This is a genomic window from Enterobacter sp. H2G27, from assembly GCF_054403075.1.
Genome location: NZ_JBSVSI010000001.1, coordinates 105731 through 120862, shown reverse-complemented (window position 1 = coordinate 120862; position 15132 = coordinate 105731). Strand labels below are relative to the sequence as shown.

Below are 15132 nucleotides of genomic sequence, written 5' to 3'. Positions count from 1 at the left end.
ACTACACTCTCTCCATCTGGCATATTCGGCGTGGGCAGCACTCTGTCCGCACGCTTTTCCGAAATGAGATAGAAAGAGGACAAGGGAAAAATGTTCGCAGCCATCATCATCGGTATTTTCATTATCAGCGTTATTTATGCGCATTCACGCGGCAAAGAAAAACAGACGCTTTCCCGTCAGCTCTTCGACCATTCGACGTTCATGGCGCCCATCAATATGTTTATGACGGCTTTTTCTTCCCTGCCCGCCAGGCAGCCTTTCTTTGAAACAGAACGTTTTCCTGAATTAAATAAGCTGACGGAAAACTGGCTGATTATTCGCGAAGAGGCGCTGCGTTTGCAGCACCATATTAAGGCGGCGGAAAATAATAACGACGCCGGCTTTAACACCTTTTTTAAACGCGGCTGGAAACGGTTTTACCTGAAATGGTATGCCGATGCCCATCCCTCCGCGCAGTCTTTATGCCCGGTGACGACCCGGCTGGTGAGTGAAATCCCCTCGGTGAAGGCGGCCATGTTTGCCGAGCTTCCGGCGGGTGCAAAGCTTGGCAAGCACCGGGACCCGTACGCGGGCTCGGTTCGTTACCATCTGGGCTTATTCACACCGAATGACGACCGCTGCTTTATTGAAGTCGACGGGCAGCGCCACAGCTGGCGGGATGGTGAAGCCGTTATTTTTGATGAGACCTACGTCCACTGGGCAGAGAATAAATCGGATCAAACGCGCATTATTCTCTTCTGCGATATTGAGCGTCCGATGAAATGGCGCTGGGCGCAGGCGGTTAACCATTGGGTGGGGACCACGCTGATGTCTGCAGCCAGCTCACCGAATGACGAGAATGACAGCACCGGCGGCATAAACCGCATTTTTAAATACGTTCATGCGGGCCGCGAGCGGGGGCAGCGTCTGAAAAAAAGAAACCGTAAGGCCTATTACGCCCTCAAGTATCTGTGCATCATCGCAATTTTTGCCGCCATCATTGTTCCGGCAATAACGTAAGCCTTATGCCGCCTGCTCGGGCCGGCTCACGTCGGTGGCAAACACGTAACCCAGCCCGCGAATGGTTTTGATGAGCGCAGGCTGATGCGGGTTAGCCTCTATTTTCCGGCGCAGGCGCATGATCAGCACGTCAATCGTGCGGTCGAACACGTCGGCGCTTTCGCTGTGGGTCAGCTCAAGCAGCCTGTCACGGCTTAGCACCCGACGGGCATTCTGCGTGAGCGCCAGCAGCAGGCCATACTCGCCCTGGGTTAAGGGGACGGGATTACGCTGCGGATCGCTCAGCTCGCAGCGGGTGGTATCAAGCGTCCATCCGTTAAACGCAATGCCCGCAACGGGCGCTGCGGAGGGATCCGCAGCCAGCACGCCCGTACGGCGCAGTACCGCTTTTACGCGGGCGACCACCACGCGCGGGTTGAACGGCTTGCCAATATAATCGTCGGCCCCCATCTCCAGCCCCACCACCACGTCTGACTCGCTGCCCAGGCCGGTTAACATCACAACCGGTAGCGCCGGACGCTGCTTTTGCAGCTGCAGCAGAACCTGCAGTCCATTAATATCCGGCAGCATCATATCCAGCAGTACCAGCGCGATATTTGGCTCCTGTTGCACCTGCCGCAGTGCATCCTGGCCGTTATGGCAGACAAGCACGCTAAAGACGTGCTCGCTCAGCACGTCCTGAAGCAGTTCGCAGACTGCCGTATCGTCATCAACCACCAGAATCGCCGGTTTCATCGTATGCTTCCGTCAGGGGATTATGTTAAGTCTGAACTATTCTGCCGTCGGCTCCAGTCAAAAGGTTTTTTCAGTGACGGAAATTCAACCCATGTCACATCCGCCGCCCTGTCGACACGTCAATTTTGACGATTGACTGCTTTTTGTCAGGGTTTTCACCCCGGATGGGCCGTAAAGTCAGGGGATACCCATACAAAAAACATGGCATAGAAGCTGCATAGTGGGTGCGAACGATTCGATTAACTGGAGCAGACTGATGAAAAAAGTCGTCACGGTTTGCCCTTATTGTGCCTCAGGTTGCAAGATCCACCTGGTGGTCGATAACGGCAAAATCGTCCGGGCGGAGGCCGCACAGGGGAAAACCAATCAGGGCACGCTGTGCCTGAAAGGTTACTACGGCTGGGATTTTATTAACGATACCCAAATCCTTACCCCGCGCCTGAAAACCCCTATGATCCGCCGCGAGCGCGGCGGCAAGCTGGAAGCCGTCTCCTGGAACGAGGCGCTGGATTACGTCGCCGCGCGCCTGAGCGCCATCAAGGCCAAGTATGGCCCGGATGCCATCCAGACTACCGGCTCTTCCCGCGGGACGGGAAATGAAACCAACTATGTGATGCAAAAATTCGCGCGCGCCGTTATTGGTACTAATAACGTCGACTGCTGCGCTCGCGTCTGACACGGCCCATCGGTTGCAGGTCTGCACCAGTCGGTCGGTAACGGCGCAATGAGTAACGCCATCAACGAGATAGATAATACCGATCTCGTCTTCATCTTTGGTTATAACCCGGCGGATTCTCACCCTATCGTCGCGAACCACGTTATTCGCGCTAAACAGAATGGGGCGAAAATCATCGTCTGCGATCCGCGCAAAATTGAAACCGCGCGCATTGCGGATATGCACATTGCATTGAAAAACGGCTCAAACATCGCGCTGTTGAACGCAATGGGGCACGTCATTATTGAGGAGAACCTGTACGACCAGGCGTTTGTCGCGACCCGTACAGAAGGCTTTGAAGAGTATAAGAAAATAGTCGAGGGCTATACGCCTGAATCCGTCGAAGCGATAACCGGTGTCAGCGCACAGGAGATTCGTCAGGCGGCCAGAATGTATGCCGGGGCAAAAACCGCCGCCATTCTCTGGGGTATGGGCGTAACCCAGTTCTACCAGGGCGTGGAAACCGTGCGCTCGCTCACCAGCCTCGCGATGCTGACCGGTAATCTGGGTAAAGCCCACGTTGGCGTGAACCCGGTGCGTGGTCAGAATAACGTGCAGGGCGCCTGCGATATGGGCGCGCTGCCGGATACTTATCCGGGCTACCAGTACGTGAAGTTTCCGGAAAACCGCGCCAAGTTCGCGAAGGCCTGGGGCGTGGAAAGCCTGCCGGAACACACCGGGTATCGCATCAGCGAGCTGCCGCACCGCGCGGCGCATGGCGAAGTGCGTGCGGCCTACATCATGGGTGAAGATCCGCTTCAGACCGACGCCGAGCTTTCTGCAGTGCGTAAAGGGTTTGAGGATCTGGAGCTGGTGATTGTCCAGGATATCTTCATGACCAAAACTGCGGCGGCGGCGGATGTGATTTTACCGTCGACCTCCTGGGGCGAGCATGAAGGCGTCTATACGGCGGCGGACCGCGGCTTCCAGCGCTTCTTCAAGGCGGTCGAGCCGAAGTGGGATCTGAAAACGGACTGGCAGATCATCAGCGAAATCGCCACCCGCATGGGCTACCCGATGCACTACAACAACACCCAGGAGATCTGGGACGAGTTGCGCAGTCTGTGTCCGGACTTCTACGGCGCCACCTATGAAAAAATGGGTGAGCTGGGGTACATCCAGTGGCCGTGCAGGGATGAGTCAGAGGCCGATCAAGGCACGTCCTATCTCTTTAAGGAGAAATTCGACACCCCGAACGGGCTGGCGCAGTTCTTCACCTGCGACTGGGTCGCGCCGATCGATAAACTCACCGACGAGTATCCGATGGTGCTCTCCACCGTACGTGAAGTGGGCCATTACTCCTGCCGCTCAATGACCGGTAACTGCGCCGCGCTGGCCGCGCTGGCGGACGAACCGGGCTATGCGCAAATCAACACCGCAGATGCTGAACGCCTTGGTATTGAGGACGAAGCCCTGGTGTGGGTGAACTCGCGCAAAGGGCGGATCATCACCCGCGCGCAGGTCAGCGATCGCCCGAACAAAGGGGCGGTCTATATGACCTACCAGTGGTGGATTGGTGCCTGCAACGAGCTGGTGACGGAGAACTTAAGCCCGATAACCAAAACGCCGGAGTATAAATACTGTGCCGTCAACGTTGAGCCGATTGCGGATCAGCACGCGGCGGAACAGTACGTGATAGAGGAATATAACAAGCTGAAATCCCGACTGCGCGAAAGCGCAATCGGTTAAAGCCGTTAATTGAACGTTGAATAAAGGGAGTGATATATTCACTCCCTTTTTATTTCCAATTAATTCATAAGAAATAGAAATTATTATTTTGTAAAGCGGCTCGCAGAAATAATGTAATTTACGCAGAATAGAATTACATCTTTGCATTTTAATTCAGAGGGATAAGATGTGCGGCGGGTGCTTAAGACTTTCTGTCTTGAGCATTGTTGAGGGACAGAAAGTGGAAAGCCCCGGGAAATTTTCATTTACCCGAGGCTACTCCCTCAACTCCCAACAGGTTGAGAGTAGCCTCTTATTCTTTTTTTGACAAGGAGTAAAAGGCATGACGCCATTAAAAACTGCGTTAGGCATCGTCTTTATTGTTTGCCTGACGATAGTGATTTTTACCTTTATTACTCGTGGTAAGCTCTGCGAGTTCTCAATAAAGAGTGAGCATCAGGAGGTGGCGGCAAAATTAGCCTGCAACGCAGGCTAATCTCTACGGGCGGAACAACGGTTCCGCCCGGCTTGTAGGATGCTGGGGTCTTAATGCACCCGTTTTTTTCTTTTGCGCCCGCGATTATACTGCGCGGCGTGTACCCAGATGATAAGAGTCCATGAAAGCCATTTTTCTGTTGTTATTGTTTTTAACGTCCTTTGCCCGCGCGGATGAGATAGGCAGCCAGTATCGGAAACAGGCGGAAGCCGGCGATGCCCGCGCCCAGTATTATCTTGCCGATACGTACTTCAGCTCCGGCGACAGCAAGCAGGCCGCGCTGTGGGCCGAGAAAGCCGCGAAAGGCGGCGATGTCGACGCCATGGGGTTGCTCTCGCAAATCCTCTTTACGCAAGGTGATTACGCACAGGCCAAAGCCCTGGCCCAACAGGCAAACATTGCTGGCAGCAAACGCGGTGCGATCATGCTGGCGCGCATTCTGGTGAATACTCAGGCGGGGAAAACTGACTATCCCCAGGCCATCAGACTGCTGCAAACGGCGACCGAAGATATCGACAGCGACTCTGCGGTCGATGCCCAACTGCTCCTGGGGCTGATTTATGCCAACGGCGGTGAGGTAGCGCAGGATGACGTGCAGGCTGCCTCCTGGTTCAAGCGGAGTTCAGCCCTTTCGCGTACCGGCTATGCCGAGTATTGGGCTGGGATGCTGTTCAGGCAGGGTGAGAAAGGCTTTATCACGCCCAATAAACAGAAATCACTGTACTGGTTGAACCTGAGCTGTACGGAAGGGTTTGATACGGGGTGCGAAGAGTTTGATGCGTTGAGCGGGGAATAAAATCCCCTCACCCTAACCCTCTCCCCAAAGGGGAGAGGGAAGACAACGTTACATTACTGGTCAGCAGTCTTATCAAAACGACCCAGCACCTCGCGTTCATACGCCAGCGCCTTTTTACGATCGAATTTGTGTTCCCATTTGGCTATAACCAGCACCGCCAGCGCATTACCCACCACGTTCAGCGCCGTACGCGCCATGTCGAGGATACGGTCCACACCGGCGATAAAGGCCAGACCTTCCAGCGGAATGCCTACGCTGCCCAGCGTCGCCAGCAGCACCACGAACGAAACGCCCGGTACGCCTGCGATACCTTTAGACGTCACCATCAGCGTCAGTACCAGGACGATCTCCTGCCACAGCGACAGGTCAATGCCGTACAGCTGGGCAATAAAGATAGCGGCGATACTCTGGTACAGCGTGGAACCATCCAGGTTAAAGGAGTAACCGGTCGGCACCACGAAGCTGGTAATAGAGGCAGGCGCGCCGTAGGCTTCCATCTTCTCAATAATACGCGGCAGCACGCTCTCAGAGCTTGCCGTGGAGTAGGCCAGAATCAGCTCATCTTTCAGGATACGGATCAGGATCCAGATGCTCAGCCCGCACAGACGCGCCACGATGCCCAGCACCACCAGTGCGAAGAACAGGATGGCGAAGTGCACCAGGATCACCAGCTTCGCCAGCGGCCACAGGGAGGCAAAACCGAAGTTCGCCACGGTGACGGCGATAAGCGCAAACACCCCTACCGGCGCGTAACGCATTACCATGTGGGTCACTTTAAACATGGTCTCGGAAATAGAGCGGAACACGGTCACCAGCGGTTCACGGTGCGTCGCGGGCAGAGAAGAGAGCCCCAGACCAAACAGTACCGAGAAGAAGATGATCGGCAGCATTTCGCCCTTCGCCATCGACGCCACGATGTTGGTCGGCACCAGCGACAGGATTGTGCCCATCAGGCCATGCGCATGGCTCTGCACGTCAGCGGTCGTACTTTGGTATTTCGAAATATCCACCGTTGCCAGCTGCGACATATCGATCCCGGAACCCGGCTGGAACACGTTCGCCAAAGTGATACCAAGAATGATCGCAACCGTAGTGATCACTTCGAAATAGATAATGGTTTTTGCACCAATACGACCTAACTGCTTCGCATCGCCGACGCCCGCAATACCGACCACCAGCGTCGAGATCACAATCGGAACCACAATCATCTTGATCAGATGAATGAAGATATCCCCTGCCGGTGAGAGCAGGTTCGCAATCAGCCATTCGCGGCTGTCGCTGTGATAGTGAAGGTAACTGCCCAGCAAGATGCCCAGCACAAGGGCGATTAAGATCTGCCAGGCAAGGCTGACTTTAACGTTTTTCATAGAAACTGACTTCCTCAATGAAGCGCCTTATTCACTCAAACTGCATGAATATGGAGACATACTGAAAGGGTATGAATTGTGTTGCGTTGGTTTATGGGATTTTTTAACGCGGCGTATGAGTATCATTTGCGCGACCTGTTGCGCAAGCCTTAAAGAACGACGCGTTTCACTCACAAAAGCGACGATGACGGCAGTTTGTTCTAATTCTGATAAATAACCTTTTGTTATAAAAACGCTTTTTTAAACATAAATGTGAATAATCGTCAGCATAAATTATTTTCCTTCAAAGATTCATTCGCTCAATTTTCATACTCTTCAAACAATGCGTGATCTGCAGCCCAAATAATAAACAAAGCTTGTAAAGCCCCTACAATTAACGTTTTTGCGACATATTATTAACATCTTACAAGGAGAAAAAAAGCCATGAGCCAAATACACAAACATGACATTCCCGCAAATATTGCGGACCGTTGCCTGATCACCCCGGAGCAGTACCACGAGAAATATCAGCAATCTATCACCGCCCCGGACACCTTCTGGGGTGAGCAGGGTCATATCCTTGACTGGATCAAACCTTACCAGAAGGTGAAGAACACCTCCTTTGCGCCCGGCAATGTCTCCATTAAATGGTATGAAGATGGCACCCTGAACCTGGCGGCGAACTGCCTTGATCGTCACCTTGCCGAGCGCGGAAACGAGACGGCGATTATCTGGGAAGGCGATGATGCCTCCCAGAGCAAACACATTACCTATAAAGAACTGCACCGCGACGTGTGCCGCTTCGCCAACGTCCTGCTGGAAAAAGGCATTAAAAAAGGCGATGTGGTCGCTATCTATATGCCGATGGTGCCGGAAGCGGCGGTAGCCATGCTGGCCTGCGCGCGTATTGGTGCGATCCACTCCGTTATCTTTGGCGGTTTCTCACCAGAAGCGGTTGCGGGCCGTATTGTCGATTCCAGTTCAAAACTGGTGATCACAGCCGATGAAGGCGTGCGCGCCGGACGCGGAATCCCCCTGAAGAAAAACGTCGACGAAGCGCTGAAAAACCCGAACGTCAAAACGGTCAGCAACGTTATCGTCCTTAAGCGTACCGGCGGCAAAATCGACTGGCACGAGGGGCGTGACCTGTGGTGGAGCGACCTGATTGAAAAAGCGAGCGACCAGCATCAGCCCGAAGAGATGAACGCAGAAGATCCGCTCTTCATTCTTTACACCTCCGGCTCGACCGGTAAGCCGAAAGGCGTGCTGCACACCACCGGCGGCTATCTGGTCTACGCGGCCACCACCTTCAAATACGTCTTTGATTACCATCCGGGCGACATCTACTGGTGTACAGCCGACGTGGGCTGGGTTACCGGACACAGCTACCTGCTGTACGGCCCGCTGGCCTGTGGCGCAACGACGCTGATGTTTGAGGGCGTACCGAACTGGCCGACTCCGGCGCGGATGTGTCAGGTAGTCGACAAGCATCAGGTCAATATTCTCTACACCGCGCCAACGGCGATCCGCGCATTAATGGCGGAAGGCGATAAAGCCATCGAAGGCACTGACCGCTCTTCATTGCGCATCCTCGGTTCCGTGGGTGAGCCAATCAACCCGGAAGCCTGGGAGTGGTACTGGAAGAAAATCGGCAACGAGAAATGCCCGGTCATGGACACCTGGTGGCAGACCGAAACCGGCGGCTTTATGATCACCCCGATGCCGGGCGCCACTCAGCTGAAAGCGGGCTCGGCAACCCGTCCGTTCTTCGGCGTGCAGCCTGCGCTGGTGGATAACGAAGGCAACCCGCTGGAAGGCGCCACCGAAGGCAACCTGGTGATCACGGACTCGTGGCCGGGTCAGGCGCGTACCCTGTTCGGCGATCACGATCGCTTCGAGCAGACCTACTTCTCGACCTTTAAAAACATGTACTTCAGCGGCGACGGCGCGCGCCGTGATGAAGATGGCTATTACTGGATTACCGGACGCGTGGACGACGTGCTGAACGTCTCCGGCCACCGTCTGGGCACCGCGGAGATTGAATCTGCGCTGGTGTCGCATCCGAAGATTGCCGAAGCGGCTGTTGTGGGCATTCCGCACAACATTAAAGGCCAGGCGATTTACGCGTACGTCACCCTGAACCACGGGGAAGAGCCGTCGCCAGAGCTGTATACCGAAGTGCGCAACTGGGTGCGTAAAGAGATTGGCCCGCTGGCCACGCCGGACGTGTTGCACTGGACCGACTCTCTGCCGAAAACCCGCTCCGGCAAAATTATGCGTCGTATCTTGCGCAAAATCGCGGCAGGGGACACCAGCAACCTCGGTGATACCTCAACGCTCGCGGATCCTGGCGTGGTGGAAAAACTGCTCGAAGAGAAGCAGACCATCGCAATGCCTTCCTAGTGATTTCTCCCTCTCCCCTCACCCTCTCCCCATAGGGGAGAGGGGATAAAAACAAACCAACCTTACCTTTGGAGACTCTGTGATGAATGACCATATTTGTCAGCAGATAGAGAATAGTGCGCACTACAGGGAGCTCGTCGATAAGCGGCAACGGTTTGCCTTCACCCTTTCCATCATCATGCTGATTATCTATGTCGGCTTTATTCTGCTGATTGCCTTTGCGCCGCACTGGCTGGGCACCCCGTTACACGAGGGTACCAGCGTGACGCGCGGTATCCCCATTGGCATTGGCGTGATCGTGATTTCATTTGTGCTAACCGGCGTCTACGTCTGGCGCGCGAACGGTGAATTCGATCGTCTTAATAAAGCGGTACTGCAAGAGGTAAAAGCATCATGAAGCGAGTCCTGACGGCGCTAGCCGCCACACTTCCCTTTGCCGCCCACGCGGCGGATGCCATTACCGGCGAGGTACAGCGCCAGCCAACCAACTGGCAGGCGATTGTGATGTTCCTGATTTTCGTGGTGCTGACGCTGTACATCACTTACTGGGCGTCGAAACGCGTGCGCTCCCGTAACGATTACTACACCGCAGGCGGCAATATTACCGGCTTCCAGAACGGGCTGGCGATTGCGGGTGACTTTATGTCCGCCGCCTCGTTCCTCGGGATCTCCGCGCTGGTGTACACCTCCGGCTATGATGGCCTGATCTACTCCCTCGGCTTCCTCGTCGGCTGGCCGATCATTCTGTTCCTGATTGCCGAGCGCCTGCGCAATCTGGGCCGCTATACCTTCGCCGACGTGGCCTCGTATCGCCTGAAGCAGGGGCCGATTCGCACCCTCTCCGCCTGCGGCTCGCTGGTGGTAGTGGCGCTGTACCTGATTGCGCAGATGGTCGGCGCGGGTAAATTGATCGAACTGCTGTTCGGCCTGAACTACCACATCGCGGTAGTGCTGGTGGGCGTGCTGATGGTGATGTATGTGCTGTTCGGCGGCATGCTCGCCACCACCTGGGTGCAGATCATCAAAGCCGTTCTGCTGCTGTTCGGCGCCAGCTTTATGGCCTTTATGGTGATGAAGCACGTTGGCTTCAGCTTCAATAACCTGTTCACCGAAGCGATGGCGGTCCACCCGAAAGGGGAAGCCATTATGAGCCCGGGCGGGCTGGTGAAAGACCCTATATCTGCACTCTCGCTTGGTCTCGGCCTGATGTTCGGTACCGCGGGTCTGCCGCATATACTGATGCGCTTCTTCACCGTGAGCGATGCGCGTGAAGCGCGCAAGAGCGTCTTCTACGCTACCGGCTTCATGGGCTACTTCTATATTCTGACCTTCATCATCGGCTTTGGCGCGATCATGCTGGTGGGGGCGAACCCGGCGTTTAAAGACGCGGCGGGCGCGCTGATTGGCGGTAACAACATGGCGGCGGTGCATCTGGCGGACGCGGTGGGCGGCAACCTGTTCCTCGGCTTTATCTCCGCCGTGGCCTTCGCCACCATTCTTGCGGTGGTTGCGGGTTTAACGCTGGCCGGCGCGTCGGCGGTTTCGCATGACCTCTACGCCAACGTCTTCCGCAAAGGCGCAAGCGAGCGCGATGAACTGAAGGTCTCGAAAATTACCGTGCTGGTGCTGGGCGTCGTGGCGATTCTGTTGGGCATTCTGTTCGAGAAGCAAAACATCGCCTTTATGGTGGGGCTGGCCTTCTCGATTGCGGCCAGCTGTAACTTCCCGATCATCCTGCTCTCCATGTACTGGTCGAAACTGACCACCCGTGGGGCGATGATTGGCGGCTGGCTGGGGCTGCTGACGGCGGTGATCCTGATGATTCTGGGCCCAACCATTTGGGTGCAGATCCTCGGTCACGCAAGCGCCATCTTCCCGTATGAATACCCGGCGCTGTTCTCTATTGCCGTGGCGTTTATCGGTATCTGGGTCTTCTCGGCCACCGACAATTCGCCGGAGGGTAACCTGGAGCGTGAGAAATTCCGCGCCCAGTTTATCCGTTCACAAACCGGTCTCGGTGTTGAGCAGGGCCGCGCGCACTAAGCCTTTCTCCCCGGTCATTCTGGCCGGGGAGCTTAAAACATCACCCACGCCACCAGCGGCGCAACCAGCACCATTACCACGCCCGACAGCATCATGACCAGGCTCGCGACAACGCCCTCCTGCTGGCCCAGCTCATAGGAACGTGCCGTGCCCGCGCCGTGCGACGCCGCGCCAAACCCCGCGCCTTTGGCCATTCCTTCCCGAATAGAAAGCCGCAGAAAGAGCATATCGCCCACCGCCATCCCAAAGACGCCCGTCACCACCACAAACAGCGCCACCAGGTCCGGTTGTCCGCCGAGGGGTTTAGCCGCCGCCAGCGCGAACGGCGTGGTCACCGAACGTACGGCCAGGCTGCGCTGAATTTCGTCGGGCAGCGTAAACAGCCGCGCCAGCCAGACGGAGCTACAGACCGCGACCACCGTGGCGGTAATCACGCCGGCGCTGAGCGACATCCAGTGGCGTTTGATAATCGCCAGATTGTCGTAAACGGGCACGGCAAAGGCGATGGTCGCCGGGCCGAGCAGCCACAGCAGCCAGTGGGCTTCACCAATATAGTTTTGCCAGGAGATATGGCCGAAGACCAGCATCAGCACCAGCAGGATCGGCGTAAAGACCAGCGGCATCAGCGGCAGGGCATGAAAACGGCGATACAGCCGCTTGTTGGCAAAGTAGATCCCGAGCGTCGCGATCAGGCACAGGACGCTGATCTGAAAGTTAGTCATGTTTGTGCCTGCTGATTTCAAACCGGTACACTTTATCCACAACCCAGGCGGTCGCCCCCAGCACCATCAGCGTACTCAGCGCGATGACCGCAAAGATTCGCCAGCCGTCCACCATCAGCAGCTGCGCATAGTTCACCACCGCCACCACGGCAGGGACAAAGAACAGCAGCATCTCCGCCAGCAGCCAGCGCGCCCCGGCGCGCACCCAGTTAAGGGGGATCACGCGACAGAGGATGAGCGTCAGCATCAGCAGCATCCCCACCAGGTTGGCAGGCAGCGGCAGGTGGAGCCAGCCGACAAGATATTCGGCGAAAACAAACAGTCCCGCGTAGAGCAGTACCTGAACCGGGACCTGGAGTCGTTGTACAACGGCAGGCGTAACACGGCTTAACGCCACGGCCATGGGGGTTTTCCTCAAAAATGAGACGAAGCGCCAGTATAGTGAGCGCACGGTGTGGACTGAAATGAATTAAAATCATCAAAGGTATAGTTTCGAGGAATAATCATGGACATAAGAACGCTGCGCTATTTTGTCGAAGTGGTTCGTCAGCAAAGTTTTACCCGCGCAGCGGAGAAGTTGTTTGTTACCCAGCCCACCATCAGCAAGATGCTGAAAAACCTCGAAGATGAACTGAACTGTACCCTGCTGATCCGCGACGGGCGCAAGCTGCTGCTGACCGACACCGGACGCGTGGTGTTCGAGCGTGGGCTGGCGATTCTGGCGGAGTTCCGCCAGCTGAAAGCAGAGCTGGACGATATTAATCATCTGACCAAAGGGGTGCTTCGCCTCGGCATTCCACCGATGGTGGGGATGATGATGGCCGGGCCGATTAGCCTGTTTCGCCAGCGCTATCCCGGCGTAGAGCTGAAGATTTCAGAGTTCGGCGGGTTAACCGTCCAGCAGGCCGTCACTAACGGCGAGCTCGACGTGGCCATGACTGCCCTCCCCGTTGAGGAAGAGAGCGGCCTGGCGACGCTTCCGCTCTTTAGCCACCCGCTGTGCGTGCTGGTTCCCCGCTCCGGCGACTGGCTGAAGTTAAACTCGGTGAAGCCTGAACTGCTCGGCGAGCATCCTCTGCTGATCTACAACGAAGACTTCGCTCTCAGCCGCCAGCTGATGACGCTGTTTAACCAACATAACGTCAAGCCGCGCATTGCGGTGCGCAGCGGACAGTGGGATTTCCTGGCGGCGATGGTGCAGGCCGGCGTGGGGATTGCCATTCTGCCGCAGCCGATTTGCGAGCGTCTGGATAAAAACACGCTGCGCTGGATCCCACTGGAGAGCGATCTACACTGGCAACTGGGCATGATCTGGCGTGAAGGGGTCTATTTGTCGCAGAGCGCGCAGGCGTGGCTGCAGTGTTGTGAGGGGTTTTGGGTGCCCACACCCTAACCCCTGGGCTCGATCGGTTCCCTCTCCCCTGTGGGGAGAGGGCTAGGGTGAGGGGCAAAAACAGCGCTACTGATTCTCTATCAACAGCGCTTCCAGCAGGTCCAGATCGTGCAGCAGCTTTTGCAGCGTCTCGTTGCTGATCTGGCGCGTGGCGCGCAGGTGGTACAGTTCGGCACGCTCTGAGCGCAGCGCTGCCAGACGGAACCGGCGTTCCAGGTTCTCCTCCTGCAGCGAGCTTTCCACATCGTTACGCCCGTCAGCGCGGCGGCGAAGGTTACCAATTACGCGGGAACTCACTTCCGTCAGCAGCTGATTATCGATGTTCTCTTCCGCATCCGCGGCCAGACGCTCTTCCATTTTCTGGATGGCGACAATGGCCACTTCGGCGGTGGCGGCACGCGCAATGCGCTCTTCCTTGTGCTGCTGGGTCGAATCGCCGACATCAATATGCTGCAGCAGGATCGGCAGCATAATCACGCCGACAAACAGTGAGAAGAGAATCACGCCCGCCGCCAGGAAGACCAGCTCGTAGCGCGCCGGGAAGACATCGCCTGTCGGCAGCAGCAGCGGAATGGAGAGCACACCGGCAAGGGTGATCGCCCCGCGTACGCCCGCAAAAGAGGCAATCAGCAGTTCACGCGTTGTCCACGAGCCGAACTCCATCGGTTTTTTCTTCAGGAAGCGGACGCTGAAGTTTTTCATCGTCCACAGCCAGCCGAAACGAACCAGCATCAGCGCCAGGTAGATCAGCACGATGTCGGTAAACAGCATCCAGACCTCAACGTTCGGGTCGGCCTCCGCCGCCACCAGCGAGGACTCCATAATGCCAGGCAGCTGCAGGCCCAGGAGCAGGAACACCATGCCGTTAAAGACAAACTCCAGCATGGCCCAGGTGCTGTTTGCACGCAGGCGCATGGCCAGCGGCGCGCGGCGCATTACGCCGGAACGGGTAATGGTCATCCCTGCCGCAACCGCTGCCAGAATGCCCGACACGCCGATATGTTCGGCAATCAGATAAGAGGCAAACGGCAGCAGGAACAGCAGTACGATCTGCGTAGCGGGTTCATCGCCGCCCCAGCGGCTGAGGAAGCGCAGCGAGCGGCCGTACAGCCAGCTCACCACGAAGCCTGCGAGAATACCGCCAATCGCCACCTTGAAGAATTCCAGCGTTGCGCCGCCGACGGTAAAGACCATCGTACCCATCGCTACGGCCACGGCAAACTTCAGGGCGACCAGGCCGGAGGCGTCGTTCATCAGCGCCTCACCCTGTAAAATCCCCATGATTTTCTTCGGAATACGGCCTTCACCCACAATGCCGGACAGCGCCACGGCATCGGTTGGCGACAGCACGGCGGCCAGCGCAAAAGCCGGTATTAACGGAATGCCCGGCACCGTCCAGTAGATCAGGAAACCAATCCCGACGACGGTGACCACCACCAGCGCAAGCGCCAGGCCGAAGATCTCTCGCCCGTGCTCAAGGAATTCGCGCGTGGGCGTTTTCCAGCCATCGGCAAACAGCAGTGGCGGAATAAACAGCACGAGGAACAGTTCGGGGTCAAATTCCACGTGCAGGCCAAACGTCGGCCACGCCAGCAGCGCGCCGATGGCAATTTGCATTAATGGCAGGGGGACCTGAAAGGGCAGTACGCGTGTAACCACCCCGGATAGCGAGACCACAAGGGTCATGATGAGTATTGTGAAGAAGATTTCCATGCGTTCCCTGTTTGCTGTGTTGCTTATGTACTCCGGAAGGCGTCGTGCCTTTTATTCTATCTTCCCCAGAGTAACGCAAAAGGCAACAGGATGAGTCCTGAAA

The 15132-nt window shown here is 56.4% G+C and carries 13 protein-coding genes; 8 read left to right on the top strand and 5 right to left on the bottom strand.

Annotation, left to right across the window (positions count from 1 at the left end; all coding sequences use genetic code 11):
* The first annotated feature begins 90 nt into the window (after window positions 1-90).
* Window positions 91-999, top strand: coding sequence for a lipid A hydroxylase LpxO (gene lpxO / locus ACW9E7_RS00555; protein ID WP_115876902.1), 909 nt, complete (start codon window positions 91-93; stop codon window positions 997-999).
* Window positions 1000-1002: 3 nt separating this feature from the next.
* On the opposite strand, the gene ACW9E7_RS00550 is transcribed toward lpxO, so the two are convergent.
* Window positions 1003-1734: a response regulator gene (locus tag ACW9E7_RS00550; protein WP_458727077.1), complete on the bottom strand. Its 732-nt coding sequence runs from the start codon at window positions 1732-1734 to the stop codon at window positions 1003-1005.
* Between the two features lie 256 nt (window positions 1735-1990).
* Between ACW9E7_RS00550 and fdhF the strand changes: the two genes are divergently transcribed.
* From fdhF to ACW9E7_RS00535, 3 genes are all read left to right on the top strand, one after another.
* Window positions 1991-4138, top strand: a complete 2148-nt coding sequence (gene fdhF / locus ACW9E7_RS00545) for a formate dehydrogenase subunit alpha (protein ID WP_458727076.1) — start codon at window positions 1991-1993, stop codon at window positions 4136-4138.
* A 322-nt stretch (window positions 4139-4460) separates the two neighbouring features.
* On the top strand, window positions 4461-4613 hold the full coding sequence (locus ACW9E7_RS00540) for a Hok/Gef family protein (protein ID WP_059386360.1): 153 nt from the start codon (window positions 4461-4463) through the stop codon (window positions 4611-4613).
* A 121-nt stretch (window positions 4614-4734) separates the two neighbouring features.
* Window positions 4735-5409: a tetratricopeptide repeat protein gene (locus ACW9E7_RS00535; RefSeq protein ID WP_458727075.1), complete on the top strand. Its 675-nt coding sequence runs from the start codon at window positions 4735-4737 to the stop codon at window positions 5407-5409.
* A gap of 53 nt (window positions 5410-5462) precedes the next feature.
* Here the strand turns inward: ACW9E7_RS00535 and gltP are convergent, their stop codons facing one another.
* Window positions 5463-6776, bottom strand: a complete 1314-nt coding sequence (gltP, locus tag ACW9E7_RS00530) for a glutamate/aspartate:proton symporter GltP (RefSeq protein ID WP_024906735.1) — start codon at window positions 6774-6776, stop codon at window positions 5463-5465.
* A 423-nt stretch (window positions 6777-7199) separates the two neighbouring features.
* On the opposite strand from gltP, the gene acs reads away from it, so the two are divergent.
* The 3 genes from acs (at window position 7200) to actP (ending at window position 11201) form a co-directional block, all read left to right on the top strand.
* Window positions 7200-9158, top strand: coding sequence for an acetate--CoA ligase (acs, locus tag ACW9E7_RS00525; protein WP_458727074.1), 1959 nt, complete (start codon window positions 7200-7202; stop codon window positions 9156-9158).
* Window positions 9159-9240: 82 nt separating this feature from the next.
* A complete protein-coding gene (locus ACW9E7_RS00520; protein ID WP_008503396.1) occupies window positions 9241-9555 on the top strand; it encodes a DUF485 domain-containing protein in 315 nt (104 codons plus the stop codon).
* A complete protein-coding gene (gene actP, locus ACW9E7_RS00515) occupies window positions 9552-11201 on the top strand; it encodes a cation/acetate symporter ActP (RefSeq protein WP_274241769.1) in 1650 nt (549 codons plus the stop codon). The genes ACW9E7_RS00520 and actP overlap by 4 nt, the downstream gene beginning before the upstream one ends.
* Window positions 11202-11233: 32 nt before the next feature.
* Here actP and ACW9E7_RS00510 read toward each other — a convergent pair whose 3' ends face one another.
* Together ACW9E7_RS00510 and ACW9E7_RS00505 are read right to left on the bottom strand one after the other, a co-directional pair.
* Window positions 11234-11923 (bottom strand): LrgB family protein, encoded by a 690-nt coding sequence (locus ACW9E7_RS00510; RefSeq protein ID WP_458727073.1) that lies wholly within the window; start codon window positions 11921-11923, stop codon window positions 11234-11236.
* Window positions 11916-12326: a CidA/LrgA family protein gene (locus ACW9E7_RS00505; protein WP_021242769.1), complete on the bottom strand. Its 411-nt coding sequence runs from the start codon at window positions 12324-12326 to the stop codon at window positions 11916-11918. The genes ACW9E7_RS00510 and ACW9E7_RS00505 overlap by 8 nt, the downstream gene beginning before the upstream one ends.
* Before the next feature lie 102 nt (window positions 12327-12428).
* Between ACW9E7_RS00505 and ACW9E7_RS00500 the strand changes: the two genes are divergently transcribed.
* Window positions 12429-13316: a LysR family transcriptional regulator gene (locus tag ACW9E7_RS00500; RefSeq protein ID WP_133293593.1), complete on the top strand. Its 888-nt coding sequence runs from the start codon at window positions 12429-12431 to the stop codon at window positions 13314-13316.
* 66 nt (window positions 13317-13382) lie between these two features.
* Here the strand turns inward: ACW9E7_RS00500 and ACW9E7_RS00495 are convergent, their stop codons facing one another.
* Window positions 13383-15029 carry a Na+/H+ antiporter gene (locus tag ACW9E7_RS00495; protein WP_008503391.1) on the bottom strand — a complete coding sequence of 549 codons (1647 nt, stop codon included), beginning with the start codon at window positions 15027-15029 and terminating at the stop codon, window positions 13383-13385.
* Between the last annotated feature and the right edge of the window lie 103 nt (window positions 15030-15132).

Excerpts from the sequence above, each read along its gene's own strand:
- ACW9E7_RS00550 (WP_458727077.1), bottom strand. The coding sequence starts at position 1,734 with ATGAAACCGGCGATTCTGGTGGTTGATGACGATACGGCAGTCTGCGAA.
- ACW9E7_RS00540 (WP_059386360.1), top strand. The coding sequence starts at position 4,461 with ATGACGCCATTAAAAACTGCGTTAGGCATCGTCTTTATTGTTTGCCTG.
- actP (WP_274241769.1), top strand. The coding sequence starts at position 9,552 with ATGAAGCGAGTCCTGACGGCGCTAGCCGCCACACTTCCCTTTGCCGCC.
- ACW9E7_RS00535 (WP_458727075.1), top strand. The coding sequence starts at position 4,735 with ATGAAAGCCATTTTTCTGTTGTTATTGTTTTTAACGTCCTTTGCCCGC.
- ACW9E7_RS00505 (WP_021242769.1), bottom strand. The coding sequence starts at position 12,326 with ATGGCCGTGGCGTTAAGCCGTGTTACGCCTGCCGTTGTACAACGACTC.
- gltP (WP_024906735.1), bottom strand. The coding sequence starts at position 6,776 with ATGAAAAACGTTAAAGTCAGCCTTGCCTGGCAGATCTTAATCGCCCTT.
- lpxO (WP_115876902.1), top strand. The coding sequence starts at position 91 with ATGTTCGCAGCCATCATCATCGGTATTTTCATTATCAGCGTTATTTAT.
- ACW9E7_RS00520 (WP_008503396.1), top strand. The coding sequence starts at position 9,241 with ATGAATGACCATATTTGTCAGCAGATAGAGAATAGTGCGCACTACAGG.
- ACW9E7_RS00495 (WP_008503391.1), bottom strand. The coding sequence starts at position 15,029 with ATGGAAATCTTCTTCACAATACTCATCATGACCCTTGTGGTCTCGCTA.
- acs (WP_458727074.1), top strand. The coding sequence starts at position 7,200 with ATGAGCCAAATACACAAACATGACATTCCCGCAAATATTGCGGACCGT.
- ACW9E7_RS00510 (WP_458727073.1), bottom strand. The coding sequence starts at position 11,923 with ATGACTAACTTTCAGATCAGCGTCCTGTGCCTGATCGCGACGCTCGGG.
- ACW9E7_RS00500 (WP_133293593.1), top strand. The coding sequence starts at position 12,429 with ATGGACATAAGAACGCTGCGCTATTTTGTCGAAGTGGTTCGTCAGCAA.